Source organism: Bradyrhizobium sp. S3.2.6 (assembly GCF_040546885.1).
Lineage (GTDB): Bacteria > Pseudomonadota > Alphaproteobacteria > Rhizobiales > Xanthobacteraceae > Bradyrhizobium > Bradyrhizobium cytisi.
The window spans coordinates 51,256-66,495 of record NZ_JBEPOS010000015.1; the positions used below are offsets into that span (position 1 = coordinate 51,256).

Sequence of the window (15,240 nt, forward strand, 5' to 3'; positions counted from 1 at the left end):
TAGCTAAGGCTCCCTCTCGAGCAGTTCCCTCGCTTCAATAACTTCTGGAAGATCTCGCTCCGCATCGAATCCAGCGAGCACGGCAGCCAGCGCCACGGACACTGCGCCCACCCGGCCATTCTTCTTGTGCAGGCGCGCAAGTCCAAGGGCGCTGCGCAGCTCAAAAGTCCTTGACTGTTGGTGTCGAGCGATCTCCAGCGCGCGATTGAGGGCATTTTCAGCCATGGAATCGGCCGCAGAGTCGTGACGCAACAAGAGCTCCCCCTGGACACGATGCAGCTCGGCATCAAGCCAATGCTGGCCGGATTGCCCTGCGGATGTGATCAATTCGCTCAAGATTTCCAGCCCGTTTTCGAGTTGGCCGGACTCCGCGTTCGCCATCGCGACATGCATCCCCCAAAACGGTTCACAGAGATAGCAGTCATTCTCGTGCAGCAAGGCCCAGCCGCGACGCATGTCCGTCAGTCCGGCCGTTCGATCGCCGGCGCGCCACTTGGCCAGGCCATGCAGGTAGGTGCCGGCGGCCACATACAGCGGCATCGTATGGTCGCGAGCGAGACCGAGCGCCAGGATCGTCTCTGTTTGCTGCAACATGCCCCCGCATAGTCCGTCGAACACGGCTCGATGGACAAGCGCGTTGGCCTGGGAAAGCGCCCGCTTTTCGCCCGAAGCGCTCACCCCTTCAGCGGCGAGGCGGCGTGCGCGAGCGATTTCGCCAAGCGGCCAAAGCACCAGGGCAAGAAACCTCATGATCACGAACGGGAGATCCAGCGCCGAGGCCCTGAACGTCGCGGGATCCGGCTCGGCACCATAGATATCGAGTGCCTGCTCAAGATGCGCTCTCGCGTTCAAGTAGTCACCCCCGAACCAGCAGGTGACTCCACCCGTCCAATGCGCGACGACGGCGGCCACTGGCGAGTGCGGTCGTCGGTCAGCGGCGCTCATGATGGAATCCGCCAACTCCCGCATCGGAGCGAACTCGCCGTGTGTCAGGCAGGCATTGAAGAGGCCCGAATGGACTGGCGCAAGTTCAACCGGATCGTTGATGTCGGCTGCGATCCGTCGGGCGCGCGTCCATGCGGCCACCGTTTCCGGGGCGCTGTGCCCGAGACTGCCTCGTAATGCGCGGCCATATGCGATTTGAAGATGCAGCCTGCTCATCAACCGGCCAGGCTCATCGGGCAATTCATCGGCGGTGGCAATCGCCTTGCCAAAATGTGCAATCGCTTCGGAATAGGCCGAACGTTTCAACGCCTGCTGGCCCGCCTTGCGCCACCACTCGATGGCGGTTTCGCTCAGCCCGGCTTCCGTGAAGTGGTGTGCTATAATTTCAGGTTCAGTCTCGGCGACGATCGGAAACTTCTCACGCAGGACATCGCCGATACGCGCGTGAAGCACCTGCCGTTTGCTCTTAAGCAGGCTCTCGTAAGCCGCTTCCTGAACGAGAGCGTGCTTGAAACTATAGTCTGCTTCGGGAGGAGCCCCGCGACGCACCAGCAGTCCGGCCTCTCCGAGTTGCTCTAGCGCAGCGCTGAGCGTCAAATCATCGCGTCCCGCCACATATCTCAGCAGCGGGTATGAGAACTCGCGACCGATAGCGGCGCCTATCTGCGCCACCTCCTTGACTGGAGCCAGCCGGTCGAGCCGCGCCATCAGAGAATCCTGCAGCGTCGCCGGAATAGCGAGCGGCGGGAGCGGACGACCGAGGCGATAGCGCCCGGCATCTTCGACGAGCAGTCCGGACTCCAGCACCATCTTTGTCAGTTCCTCGACGAATAGCGGGATGCCATCCGTCCTGTCGATGATCTGCTTCATCATTTCGCGTGGCAGATGGCGACCAACGGTCACCTCCTCGACCAGCGCGCGCGTGTCCCGCCGATCGAGCCGGTCGAGCCGCACCAAGCTGACGTTGGCAAGGCCCGACCAGGAAGGCTCGAACTCCGGCCGGGCCGTCATGAGCACGAGTATCGGGAGTCCCCTGATCCGGTCGACCCCGAGATCGAACAGTTCAAGCGTCGTGGCATCGGCCCAATGCATATCCTCGCAGACAACCAGCAGGGGTTGCTCTCGCGCCAGCCCCTCAAGCTGATCGAGAAGGACGGCAAATGTCTGTCGTCGCTGCTGCGCTGGACTCAACCCGAGCGGTGGACAATGGTCGCTGGTTGGAATCGAAAGGAGAGCCGCAATGAGCGGTGTAGCTGGGGCGACCTGCTGTGTTCCAAGCGCCAGCATTGTCTCAAGCTTGTCGAGCTTTTGCCTGGGCGTGTCGTGCGAGCAGATGCCGGCGGCACGCTCGATCTGCGCGACAAAGGGATGAAGCGCGCTGTTGGTGTGGTAGGGCGAACACTGATACCGCACCCGGCGGTGCGCCCCCAAGGCGGGACTTTCGGACAGCGTTGCGACAATGCGCGACTTGCCGATGCCCGCTTCGCCAGAAATCAACACCATCTGGCCTTGCCCCTGCCATGCGAGCCGCTGGCGCGAGAGCGTGAATTCAATCTCCTCCTTGCGGCCGACAAAGCCGATCGAGCGGGCCGCACGGACCGCCTCGAACCGGCTCTCCGATGCGCCCGCCCCCTCGACCGCCCAGACCGCGATGGGTTCGGATATCCCCTTGACCTCGCGGCGGCCGAGATTGCGAAAAGTGAAGAGGTCGCCAAGCAGCCGTCGCGTCGACGACGCAACGACGACCGCCCCCGGTTCCGCCAGGCTCTGGAGCCGGGCAGCGAGGTTTGGTGTATCGCCGACCGTTGCGTGCTCTTCTGACGCATCGCCGCTGATGAGGTCGCCGACCACCACAAGCCCGGTCGCGATTGCGATCCGCAGTTCAACCCGCTCGTCGGCGCCTGTTTTGAGCCGACTAATCGCTGAGATGGCGTCCAGGCCCGCTCGCACTGCGCGCTCCGCATCATCCTCGTGGGCGCGGGGATAGCCGAAATAGACGAGTATTCCGTCACCGACGAACCTGACTATCTTGCCGTCATAGGCAGCAATGACGCTCGCGCAGGCGGCGCGGTAGGCCCGGATCACCTCCCACATATCCTCGGGATCGAGACGCGCCGAGAGTGCAGTCGAGCCGACCAGATCGCAAAACATAACGGTGAGGTGGCGCCGCTCGGCGTCCTGAGGAGGAGGAGCCGGCGATGCGATCAACGCGGCCGGATCGAGGTCACCAATAGCACGCAGCATTTTACGGCGATGGCCGAGCAGGACTCCGAGCTTATCGAAGTCCTCGCTCATCAGTTCGGGAAGGACGTCCACGTCGATCCCATTTTGGGCAAAACGCTCCGCGTATTGTCCAAGTCCAAGGTTCTCGAGCCACTCCGCAATCTGCATTGGCTCCCACCGATCGTGTGGTTGGCGGTTTCGCAGAATTTTGGACCACGGCGCGGGGACGATATCCCAACGTGACCACGATGGCACGCCTTGTTTGTCGTGCGACAAATTAGGCTGCTCAGTGCCGATACCACTTCCATGGATAGTGCTCGATGCGAACGGTTGCACCACTAAAATCGCCGGCACGCAAACGTTTGACTACTGAGGTTGCGAAAGATCGCCAGCTACTCGCTTTCAGACTGAAGCCGAAGCCAAACACTAGCGTCCAAACAGATGTCTTCCGTGCGCACATCATCATTCCTTGTCCATGGGGACTCCGCGGGTACGAGCCATCGTGCCCGCCGCAACTTGAAGCGAAGAGCCAACCACCCAAGAGCCGGCAACAAAGCCTATCAGGCCATTGGGCAGGTTTTGATCAAGGACAAGGATGCTGACGGAGAGAGTTGCTGCCATCGCAGCGCCGAACGTTCCTGCGGCGCTCATGATCTCTGCCACCTCGGAACCATTCCACTCTTCCGAGATGCTCGAAATCGACTTCCGCGCGACGCTGCCAGACAAATCAATTCCGACATAACAGCTAAGAGCTCCGTAGAGCATCATTAGCAGCACGATCCAGCCGCTTTCAAACAGTCCACCTCTCTGACGCAACAAGGTCGCACCCACATAGAGGCCACAAGATGCCCCGATGGCTGCGAGCCCAATTCTTTCAAGAAGATGGGCCGCTTTGATCAGGTCAGAACGAGCAATCCGAAGATTGCCGACGTATCCTGTTACGGATAATGCGCTGGAAACTGCGTTGCTTATCTTCATTGGGGAACTCCTCAGGTAATAAGCGACCTACCGGCCGCCCCTGAATAGAGGGCAGCCTCGTGGACGCGTTTTGCGATTCCCTTGATTCCAATTTCTGAAAAATCTGTGCTGAGTGATGGGGCTGACTTGCTCGTGAGCAAGACGAGGGCCAATCCAAAGCTGCGAGCACGCGGCTTCGCAGGCATTGCATCTCACCCGTGTCTGTCAGTTGGGTCCGGGTGCGGCAATTTCTTGCGGGCGTGATAGCTCGAAAAGAGAGCGATGGAATATGAGGCAGTTCACATACCGCAGTTCCTTGTCGTTCGATCTGGTCACAATTTCCGGAGGACAGGTCTGCATTGTCGCGATACTCGGGAGCGCAGGAGCGGAAGCTGAAAGGCGCGGTTAGTTCACAAGCTGTCCCGCGTTTCGCCGACGTCAGACCTATCCACGCTTGCCTGTTTCGCGCACGTCAACTCATGGGTTCGGCCGCGTCACCGAAAGCGCACCGCACCCTGCGCGCGTCAGGCCGACCACTCCTCGCCCCAGGCCTGGACGACGTGGCCCGGCGAGACTTCACGATATTGCCGGGCCGGCGGCTGGTAGTCGGGCGCGCGGACCGGGCTTCTGATCTCGTCATTGGCGACGTCGCGCCTGGTGCCGCGGCGTGACGGATCTGGCACGGGAACGGCCGCCATCAGCTTCCTGGTGTAGGGATGCTGCGGGTTGCCGAACAGAGCAGCACGCGGGCCGATCTCGACGATCTCGCCGAGATACATCACCGCGACCCGATGGCTCATCCGCTCGACCACCGCGATGTCGTGGGAAATGAAGAGATAGGCCAGCCCCATGCTGGCCTGCAGGTCGAGCATCAGATTGACGACCTGCGCCTTGACCGAAACGTCGAGCGCGGAGACCGCCTCGTCCGCGACGATCAGTTTTGGCCCCAGCGCGAGTGCGCGCGCGATGCAAATGCGCTGGCGCTGGCCACCGGAGAATTCGTGCGGGAAACGCGCGGCCATGTCGGCAGTGAGACCGACACGCTCGAGGAGGTCGGCGACCTTGTCGCGCGCCTGCGACGCTGTCGCGAGACCATTGGCCAGCAGCGGCGCAGCAATCGCCGTTCCCACCGACATCCGCGGATTGAGGCTCGCGAACGGATCCTGGAACACGATCTGCATGTGCTTGCGGAAATCGCGCAAGGTGCGGCCGTTCATGGCGAGCACGTTCTGGCCGTCGATCAGGACCGTGCCGGCGTCGGGCTCGGTCAGCTTGAGGATCGAGCGTCCCGTGGTCGACTTGCCGCAGCCGGATTCGCCGACCAGCGCCAGCGTCTCGCCGCCGCGCAAGCTGAAGGAGATGTTCTCGACCGCGTGCACACGGCCCGAGACCTTGCCGAACAGGCCCGAGCGGATCGAAAAGCGCGTGGTGAGATTTGACACCTCTAACAGCGGACGCTCGGCGCTCGACACCGTGTCGGGCGTCTCCGTCGGCTCGTCCGAGGTGCCCGTGACCTTGTCGACGATCGGAAAGCGCATCGGCCGCGTCCGGCCGTCCATGGAGCCCAGCCGCGGCACGGCCGCGAGCAGCGCGCGCGTATAGGGATGCGAGGGTGCAGCGAAGATGCGCGGCGTCGCGTCGGTCTCCATCGCCTGCCCGCCATACATCACCACGGTACGATCCGCGATCTCCGCGACCACGCCCATGTCGTGGGTAATGAAGAGGATCGACATCTCCTCCTCCTGCTGAAGCTCCTTCAACAGTTGCAGGATCTGGGCCTGGATGGTGACGTCGAGCGCGGTTGTCGGCTCGTCCGCGATCAGGAGTTTCGGCTTGCAGGCCAGCGCCATCGCGATCATCACGCGCTGGCGCATGCCGCCAGAGAAACGATGCGGATGCTCGTGGAAGCGCGATTTTGCCCCGGGGATACGGACGCGGTCGAGCAGGCGGATGGTCTCGGCTTCCGCTGCCGCGCGCGACAGGCCGCGATGCTGGGTCAACGCTTCCGCGATCTGGAAGCCGATGGTGAGCACCGGATTGAGGCTCGTCATCGGCTCCTGGAAGATCATCGCGACATCGTTGCCGCGGATGTCCTTCATGCTCGCTTCGGGTAGCGTCAGCAGATCGCGGCCGGAAAGCATGATACTGCCCTCGCTCTGGCCGCTCTCCTTGGGAATGAGCCGCATGATCGAGAGCGCGGTGACACTCTTGCCCGAACCGGACTCGCCGACGATCGCGACGGTTTCGCGGGGCGCGATCTCGAAGGAGACGTTGCGAACGACCGGGATCCATTGCCGCTCGCGCAGGAACGACGTGGTGAGGCCCGCAACCGACAGCACGGGCGCCTGCGCTTCGGCAACGACTTGGTCAGGTGCGTTTGCGCCGATGCTCATGCAAGGATCCTAGTAGCCGCGATCACGGTCGACACGCCCCGGCAGGGGCTCGCCGCGGCGGTGGCGCGCGATAGTGTCGAGCACGTAGTCGACCGCCGTTTCCGGCTTAGTCGTGCTGGCGATGTGCGGGGTCAGAAGAATGCGCGGATGGCTCCAGAACGGATGGCCCGCGGGCAGCGGCTCAGGTTCGGCAACGTCGAGCACGGCGGCCGACAGCACGCCGCCATCCAATGCCGCGATCAGGTCGGCCTCGACCAGATGCCCGCCGCGCCCGACATTGAGCAGCCGCGCGCCGCCGGGCAGACGCGCGAACAATTTTGCGTTGAGTATTCCGTGCGTTTCCGATGTCAGCGGCAGCAGGCAGACGAGAATGTCGGTCTGCCCCAGGAAATCCGGCAGGGCGTCCGCACCCGCATAACAGGTGACGCCCGCGATGCTGCGTGGCGAACGGTTCCAGCCGAGCAGCGGAAAATCGAACGATTTGAGCCGCTCGAGCACGGCTTGGCCGAGCAGACCGAGTCCCATCACACCGACACGCCGTTCGCTCGTGTGCGTCACGGAGAGCTCGCGCCAGACCTGGTCGCGCTGCTGGCCGATGAACTGCACGAGATCGCGATGCAGCGCGAGCACCGACATGCAGGCATATTCGACCATGCGCTCGGTGATACCGGGCTCCATCATGCGGACCAGCGGAACATGCGGCGGAAGTTTTGTGATGTCGAACTGATCGACGCCGGCGCCGACCGAGAACACCAGCTCGAGATTGGGGAACGCCGCCGCGATATCGTCCGGCGGCTGCCAAGCCACGAGATAGCGCACCGTTGCGGGATCACCGATGTCGGGCCACAGCCGGAACGGCATGTCCGGCGCGCGCTCGGCGAAGAACGTCGCCCACTCTGCACCGCGTACCATGTTGGCCTTGTAGAGAACCGTCATGCCGCCCTCAGAACGGGCTGACCGGCGCGAGCCGCCGGCCGTCGATCATGCGCTTGTGGCTGTAGGCGGCGGGATCGACCAGCGGCGTCGCGCCGGTCACGATGTCGGCGGCAAGCTTGCCGGCCGCAGGGCCGATGCCGAAACCATGACCGGAGAAGCCGGTCGCGAGGAAGAAGCCGGGCAGCGCATCGACCGGCGAGATCACGGGGATCGTGTCGGGTGTGCAGTCGATGGTCCCGCCCCAGGCCTCCGCGATCTCGATGTCCTTCAATTCCGGATTCGCCTTGATCAGCGAGGCCAGCGCGGCATTGACCAGCGACATGTCGGGCTCGGGATCGCGCACGCGCTCGGTCTCGAACGGCGACGGCTTGTCGAGGCTCCAGCTGGTGCCGCGCATGACCTGGTCGAAGAACGACTTGCCGAACGAGAGCTTCAGTCCGTTCTTGCGATGCAGATAGGTCGGCCAGAACGTGCGGGCGTAGCGGAACAGGTCGGGCGACAGCTCCACCGTGCCGCGGTTGCGCAGCGCCAGCGTGAAGCCGCCATCGAGGCGGCGGCGGATGCAATAGAGATCGGTACCGAGCGCGCCCGAGGTGATCTCCGGCGCTGGCGTGGTCCGGCACGCGGTGGCGTTGACGAGGCCGATCGGCAGCTCAATGCCATGACGACGGCAGAACAGCGACGACCATGCGCCGCCCGACAGCAGCACGGCTTGCGTGCGGATGGTGCCCTTCTCGGTGACGACGGCGCTGACCCTTCCTCCTTGTGTCTCCAGCCCGCGCGCAGCGCAGCCCTGGTGAATGGTGACGCCATGTTTGCGCGCAGCCGTCGCCAGCGCCGGCACGGCCATCGACGGCTCCGCGCGGCCATCGCTCGGCGTGTGCAGGCCGCCGACCCATTTGTCGGTATTGCCCGGCATGCGCTCGGCGACCTCGGCCGGCGTCAGCACGGTCGAGTGAACCTGCATCTCGCGCGCGACCGCCGCCCAGCGCTCCCAACTCGCAAGCTCGTCCTTGCTCTTGGTCAGGAACAGCACGCCGGTGCGGCGGAAGCCGGCATCGACGCCGGCGTCGTTCTGCATGTCTTCCCACAGAAGCAACGCTTCGCGTGCGAGCGGAATCTCCTCACGGGCGCGGCCCTGCTGACGACACCAGCCCCAATTGCGGCTCGACTGCTCGCCGCCGACATGCCCCTTCTCGACCAGCGCGACGGAGAGGCCCTTCTTCGCAAGGTGATAGGCCGCGGAGACGCCGATGACGCCGCCGCCGATGACGACGACGTCCACCTGCGCGGGCAGGCGTTCGTCGCTGCTTATACGGTTGAGCGGCGGGGACATGATGCACTCCTGAACTTCAGTTCGATGGTCTGGCTCGTCATGGGATGTTCATTCGCGGATCGAGCGCGTCGCGCAGGCCGTCACCGAGGAAATTGAAGCTCGTCACCGCCAGCGTGATCGCGAGGCCCGGCGCAATCGCAAGCCAGGGCGCGCTGGTGAGATAGATCTGCGCGTTGTTGAGCATATTGCCCCAGCTCGCGGCCGGCGGCTGGATGCCATAGCCGAGATAGCTGACATAGGACTCGAGCAGGATCGCCTGGGCAACGTTCAGCGTTGCCGCAACCACGATCGGCGCAATCGCGTTGGGCACCAGCTCGCGGAACATGATCCGCAGGTTCGACGAACCGAACGCGAGAGCTGCGACCGCGAATTCGCGCTCCCGCAGTGAACGGACCTGCGCCTCGACGATGCGGGCAACGCTCATCCATGCGGTAGCCGCAATCAGCACGGTGGTGGTGACGGGGCCGGGCTCGGTGAGCGCGGCGAGCGCAAGGAGCAGGAAGATCGTCGGGAAGCACAGCACGGCATCGACGAGCCGCATCAGCACCGCGCCGACCACGCCGCCATAGAAGCCGGCGAAGGCGCCGACGACAATGCCGACCGCCATCGCCATCACCATCGCGACGATGCCGATCGAAAGCGACACCCGCCCGCCCATCATCAGCCGCGCCAGCACGTCGCGGCCGAGTTCGTCGGTGCCAAGGATGTGCGCGGCCGAGAACGGCGGCGCGAACCGCTTCATGATGTCGATATAAGTGTCGTCGAAAGGCAGCAGATAAGGACCGAATGCCGAACCGAGCACGAGAACCAGAATGATCACAGCTCCGGCGAGCGCGAGCCGATGTCGGCGGAATCTCCGCCACGCCGCCTGGCCGGGCGCGGGCTGGTCCGTGGAAAGGGTCGCGATCGTCATCGCCTAGCCCACCCTGATGCGCGGATCGACGACGGCATAGAAGATGTCGGCCAGCAGCGAGCCGATCAGCACCATGATTGCCGAAAACATCAGAATGCCCATCACCACGGGATAGTCGCGATAGCCGATGGAATCGAGGAACAGCCGGCCCATGCCGGGCCAGGTGAAAACGGTCTCGGCGACCAGCGCGCCGCCGAGCAGCGTCGGAAATTGAAGACCGGCCACCGTGATCATCGGCAGCAGCGCGTTGCGCAAGGCATGCACGGTGAGGATCCGCCATTCCGGCATGCCCTTGGCGCGCGCGGTGCGGATGTAGTCCTGGTTGATGACCTCCAGCATGGAGGAGCGCATGAAGCGGCCCCACATCGCGGTCTCGACCAGCGCCAGCACCAAGGCCGGCGCGATCAGATGATGCAGCAGGTCGAAGAAGGAGCCGTCGCCAACAGTCTCGCGGTTTCCGGCCGGCAGCCAGCCCAGCGTCACTGAAAAAACGTAGATGGTGATGAGGCCGAACCAGAAGGTCGGGATCGACAGAGCGATCATGGCGCCGACGGTGGCAAGCGAATCGAACAGCGAATATCGCCGGAGCGCGCCGAGTATGCCGATCCAGCAGCCGAGCAGCACCGCGATGATGGTCGCCGTCGTCATCAACTCCAGCGTGGCGCCGAGATGCGAGGAGATCACCGACAGCACCGTCTCGCCGTCGCGATACGACCTGCCCCAATCACCCTTGAGCATGCGGCCGAACCAGTCGAGATACTGGATCGGCAGCGGACGATCGAGCCCGAGCTGCCTGGTGACGCGGGCGAGATCCTCCTGCGTCATCTGCCCGGAGACGGCAAACTGCGACAGCGGGCCGCCAGGCGCAAGATGCAGAATCGCAAAGCCGATCGCCGAGACGATCACCAGCAGCATCATCGCCTGCGCCAGGCGATTGGCGACGTAACGGGCCATCTCAGGCGATCCCGCGGATCGAATGCATCAGGCCCAGTACCACTCGCGGATGTTCCAGCAGTTGATCGACATGTTGATGTTGGGGCGGAACCCTTGCAGCCCTTCCTTCACGCCTTCGGCGATGAAGCCCTGGAACAGCGGCAGGATGGCGAGGTCGTTGCGGACGAGCTTTTGCAGATCGCCATAGGTGATCTTGCGCTGGGCGAGATCGAACTGCCTGGCGCCTTCGGCAAGCAGCCGGTCGGCTTCCGCGCTCTGGTATTGATAGGTGTTGTAGCCGCGGCCGCCCTTGGCGAGAATGGCGCCGGAGCCGAAGCGCGGCGTCACGTCGGGGTCGCTGCCCAGCATGAAGTTCACCCCCACGATCACCGAGTTGAATTTCGACTGCTGCCAGAAATCACCCCAGATCACGGCCGCCGGCATGTTGTTGACGCGCATCGTCGCGCCGATCGCGCGCCAGTCCTGGATCAGGAGTTGCTGGGTCTGCTCGCGAACGGCATTGCCTGACGTGGTCGAATTGGTGAATTCGAGCTTCACGCCACCTTTTTCGCGCACGCCTCCGGAGCCGCGCATCCAGCCGGCCGCATCGAGCAGCGCATTCGCTTTCGTCGGATCATATTTGTGCTGCGGCAGTCCCTGCTGGAACGACCAGGCCTGCTGCGGCACGAAGCTTTCGGTCGGCGTCGGCAGGCCGTAATTCAGCGCATCGATGATCGCCTGCTTGTTGATCGCAAGATACAGCGCTTCGCGCACCGTGCGGTCGGCGAGCGGCCCGAACTCCAGATTGGGCGCGATGTGCTCGACCGAGGACGTCGCGGAGACGAAGATCTTGCGGCCCTTCAGCGTCTTTGCCTCCTGCACGAAGTTCGGCAAGATGCCTTGCAGGCCGGTGTAGTCGACCTGACCGGTGCGGAACTGGGTGTAGAGGACGGTGAGATCAGGGATATATTTGAAGACCACGCGTTCGACGTAAGGTCCTTTGCCGTGATAGCCGGTGTAGGCATTCAACTGAATATGGTCGCCGGGCACGCGCTCGCCCCAGCGGAACGGTCCGGTCCCGACCGGCGCGTTGTGGAACGGCGAGGCATTCGGATCGGACACCTTCTCCAGGATGTGCTTGGGCACGATGAAGGTCAGCGCCCCCAGAATCGACATGTAGGGCGAATAGGCAGCCTCCATCCGCCAATGGATCTCGTCGGGTGCGACGATCTTGATATCCTTCACGAGGCTATGGCCGACGCGGCTGCGCGCACGAAAGTCGGGATTGTTGTTCAGCTCGAGCGAGAATTTCACGTCGTCCGCCGTGAACGGCGTGCCGTCGTGCCACTTCACGTCGCTGCGCAGCTTGATCTTCCAGGTCAGGCCGTCGGCCGACAGGCCGCCATTCTCGATGGTCGGGACTTCGCGCGCGAGGTCGGGGATGAACCTGCCATCGGGATCGATGAACCAGAGCGGCGAGAACACCTGCCACCAGACGCCCTGGTCGACCTCGATGCTGGGCATCAGCGGATGGAAGACGGTCGGCTCCTGCGACAGCGCCGCAATCACCTGCCCGCGCGGCTTGTCCGGCGGATTGCCCGAGCGCTCGGTCTGGGCGAAGGCGTTACCGGCAAGGCTCCATCCCGCCGCCGCGCCCGCGCCGAGCTGGAAGAACTGACGGCGATTCGGAATGCCGAGATGCAGTGCCCCAACGCCGAACTTGCCGGTGTCGTCTGCCATGACCACTCTCCGTTGTCGCACCCGGCACCGTCTCCCGCGCCCCCAGACCCCGGCAAAGGGACAGGAGTGGGCTTTAGTGCTTCTAAATTTTTCGATCAAAAGTTCATCATGACTAAATACAGCTGTCAATCGGATTGCTAGGATGCGCGACCTTTTCACACCGCCGGCCAATTCCGGCGGTGAGGTCATGCACGGGAGAGCGACATGGATGGTCGCGGCAACACGAACGGTCCGAAGGACGCGCCGACGACCGAGACCGACGATGCGGTCGACCAGCGGCTCGGCGAGACCGTGCGGCTGCTGCGCCAGCGCGCCGGCCTCTCGATCCAGGACGTCGCCACCAAGACCGGCCTCTCCAACGGCATGATCAGCCAGCTCGAACGGGCACGCGCGATGCCGTCGATCCGCACGCTGCGCCTGCTCAGCATCGCGCTCGACGTGCCCATCTCCTATTTCTTCGAGACCAGCGATCCCGCCGCCGACGTGCAGCGCTACATCGTGCGCAAGAACAACCGGCGCCTGCTGCGGCTCACCGCCAGCGGCGTCGTCAAGGAAGCGCTGACGCCGGAAGGCACGGGCCAGCTCGAGCTCTACGAGCTCACGCTCAATCCCGGCGCCTCGTCAGGCACCGACTTCCTGCAGCACACCGGCGAGAAGGCCGGGTACATCCTCTCTGGCAGCCTGCGCCTGTGGCTCGACAACGAGGCCCATGTGCTGGAAGCCGGCGACAGTTTTCGTTTTCCGAGCATCGTGCCGCACATGTTCGACAACCCAACCCAGCAGGCCGCGCGCGTGATCTGGGTCACAACGCTGCGCCAGACCGATTCGCCTGCAAGTTGACCCAAAGGAACACCTCGCCCCGATACCGCCGGAAATTGCCCTCGACGCCGCCGCAGGGAGTCTGTAGCTCACATGGAGCCGGACTCATTTGACAAAGCGGACTTTGGGGGTTCGCGACTGACGTCGTTGGTGCGAAAGCATGAAACTCAGGGGGCTTCTGACACTCGCGATGGCCGCGCAGGTCGTCGTGACCGCCGCGGCTCTCCTCGTCTCGTATGCCGTGACCGGACAACCCTGGTTCGGTATTGCCCAGATCATTGCCCTGCTCGCAAGCGGCGCCGTCGCGGTGCTGATCGCGCGGCTCTGCACGCGCATGATCGAGGCGGCTCAAGACAAGCGCACCGCCGCGCAACTGGCCGAGCAGGCGCAGTCGAGTGCCCAGATGACCCAGGCCGTCATCAAGACCGCGCTGGATGCTTTCGTCCAGACCGACGCGAACGGGATCATCCTGGAGTGGAGCGTTCAGGCGGAAGCGCTGACCGGATGGACGCGCAAGGAGGCGCTCGGCGCTGACGTCGTCAGCCTTCTCATCGCCGAGCCGCTCCGCGACGGTTTCAGGCAACGCATGACGCGCCTTCTGCCCGAGCTCTCGAATGCGCCGATCGGCATCCGGTTTGAGGCGACCCTGCTGCACCGGGAAGGCGACGAGATCTTGATCGAGGCGTCGAGCACCACGCTCCAGCTCGGCGGGCGCACCGTCATCAACAATTTCGTCAAGGACGTCACCCAGAAGCGCGCCGCCGAGGAGCAGCTGATCCAGGCGCAGAAGATGGAAGCGGTCGGCCAGCTCACCGGCGGCATCGCGCATGAATTCAACAACATGCTCACGGTGATCACGGGCACGATCGAGATCCTCGCCGAGGCCGTGAAGGATAACACGCCGCTCGCCACCATCACCAAGCTGATCAGCGAGGCCGCCGATCGCGGCGCGGCACTGACCTCGAGCCTGCTGTCCTTTGCGCGCAAGCAGGCGCTGCAGCCGGCCGATATCGACGTCAACGACCTGCTCGAAGAGCTCGCAAAGCTGCTGCTGGCGACCTTCGATAAGAAGATCGAGATCGTGAGGAGGCTCGACGGCACCATCTGGCTCGCCTTCGCCGACCGCGGACAGCTCTCTTCGGCGCTGCTCAACCTCGCGATCAACGCCCGCGACGCGATGCCTGACGGCGGCAGGCTGACGCTGACGACGCGCAATGTGGTCTTCGGCGTGCGCGAGGCCGTCGCGGTCGGTGCCGGCTATGCCGGCGACTACGTCGAGATCCAGATTGCCGACACCGGCATGGGCATTCCGCGGGCGATCCTCGAACGCATCTTCGATCCGTTCTTCTCGACCAAGGAGGTCGGCAAGGGCACGGGCCTCGGGCTCAGCATGGTGTTCGGCTTCGTCAAGCAGTCCGGCGGCGGCATCAAGGTCGAATCCGCCGAAGGCAGCGGCACGACATTCACGATCTACCTGCCGAAGGCCGAGACCAGTGCGCTTCGCCCGACCGGCTATGACGAGCGCAAGATCGTGGGCGGAACGGAAACCATCCTTTGCGTCGAGGACGACCGCGATGTCCGTCACTACGTCACGGTCCAGCTCGAAAGCCTCGGCTACAAGGTCATCCCCGCCGCCAACGCGAGCGACGCGCTCGCCATCGCGGCCCAGGGCACGCCCTTCGATCTGCTCTTCACCGATATCGTGATGGCCGGCGCCTTGAACGGACGGGAGCTCGCCGACGAGATGGTGGCCGCGCGGCCGTCCTTACGGGTGCTGTTCACGTCGGGCTATGCGCACGACGCCCCGCATGGGCCGGGACACGCCACCAGGGGTGCGCCACTTCTGACAAAACCCTACCGCAAGGCCGAGCTCGCACGCATGCTGCGCCGCTCGCTCGACACCGCCGTCGATGCGGCAGGCGACCCGATCCCGACGCCCTATTCGGTGCAGGCCGAGGTCGAAGGGTTCTTGCGGAAAAATGCGTCCGACCGCGACGGCTAGGGCGGATGGACTCCGCTCCACACCTGGGCAACACTCCGATACG

10 protein-coding genes are annotated in these 15,240 nt (G+C 64.0%); 2 read left to right on the forward strand and 8 right to left on the reverse strand.

Going from position 1 to position 15,240, the window contains the following annotated elements; genetic code table 11:
- Nucleotides 1-3: 3 nt before the first annotated feature.
- The 8 genes from ABID58_RS24200 to ABID58_RS24235 all read right to left on the reverse strand — a co-directional run bounded on the left by ABID58_RS24200 (nucleotide 4) and on the right by ABID58_RS24235 (nucleotide 12,376).
- On the reverse strand, nucleotides 4-3,372 hold the full coding sequence (locus ABID58_RS24200) for an adenylate/guanylate cyclase domain-containing protein (protein WP_354035310.1): 3,369 nt from the start codon (nucleotides 3,370-3,372) through the stop codon (nucleotides 4-6).
- 258 nt (nucleotides 3,373-3,630) lie between these two features.
- A complete protein-coding gene (locus ABID58_RS24205) occupies nucleotides 3,631-4,146 on the reverse strand; it encodes a hypothetical protein (RefSeq protein ID WP_148754614.1) in 516 nt (171 codons plus the stop codon).
- 503 nt (nucleotides 4,147-4,649) lie between these two features.
- Nucleotides 4,650-6,518, reverse strand: a complete 1,869-nt coding sequence (locus ABID58_RS24210) for an ABC transporter ATP-binding protein (RefSeq protein ID WP_354035167.1) — start codon at nucleotides 6,516-6,518, stop codon at nucleotides 4,650-4,652.
- Nucleotides 6,519-6,527: 9 nt separating this feature from the next.
- Nucleotides 6,528-7,454: a 2-hydroxyacid dehydrogenase gene (locus ABID58_RS24215; protein WP_354035168.1), complete on the reverse strand. Its 927-nt coding sequence runs from the start codon at nucleotides 7,452-7,454 to the stop codon at nucleotides 6,528-6,530.
- A gap of 7 nt (nucleotides 7,455-7,461) precedes the next feature.
- Entirely contained in the window at nucleotides 7,462-8,790 is a 1,329-nt protein-coding gene (locus tag ABID58_RS24220) for an NAD(P)/FAD-dependent oxidoreductase (RefSeq protein ID WP_354035170.1), read from the reverse strand.
- 37 nt (nucleotides 8,791-8,827) lie between these two features.
- Complete coding sequence (locus ABID58_RS24225; protein WP_354035172.1) at nucleotides 8,828-9,703, reverse strand: ABC transporter permease; 876 nt, start codon at nucleotides 9,701-9,703, stop codon at nucleotides 8,828-8,830.
- Nucleotides 9,704-9,706: 3 nt separating this feature from the next.
- Nucleotides 9,707-10,657 (reverse strand): ABC transporter permease, encoded by a 951-nt coding sequence (locus ABID58_RS24230; RefSeq protein WP_354035173.1) that lies wholly within the window; start codon nucleotides 10,655-10,657, stop codon nucleotides 9,707-9,709.
- Between the two features lie 27 nt (nucleotides 10,658-10,684).
- Nucleotides 10,685-12,376, reverse strand: a complete 1,692-nt coding sequence (locus ABID58_RS24235) for a peptide ABC transporter substrate-binding protein (RefSeq protein ID WP_148754620.1) — start codon at nucleotides 12,374-12,376, stop codon at nucleotides 10,685-10,687.
- A 204-nt stretch (nucleotides 12,377-12,580) separates the two neighbouring features.
- On the opposite strand from ABID58_RS24235, the gene ABID58_RS24240 reads away from it, so the two are divergent.
- Nucleotides 12,581-13,216 carry a cupin domain-containing protein gene (locus ABID58_RS24240; RefSeq protein WP_148754621.1) on the forward strand — a complete coding sequence of 212 codons (636 nt, stop codon included), beginning with the start codon at nucleotides 12,581-12,583 and terminating at the stop codon, nucleotides 13,214-13,216.
- 139 nt (nucleotides 13,217-13,355) lie between these two features.
- Nucleotides 13,356-15,197: an ATP-binding protein gene (locus ABID58_RS24245; protein ID WP_354035175.1), complete on the forward strand. Its 1,842-nt coding sequence runs from the start codon at nucleotides 13,356-13,358 to the stop codon at nucleotides 15,195-15,197.
- The last annotated feature ends 43 nt before the right edge of the window (nucleotides 15,198-15,240 follow it).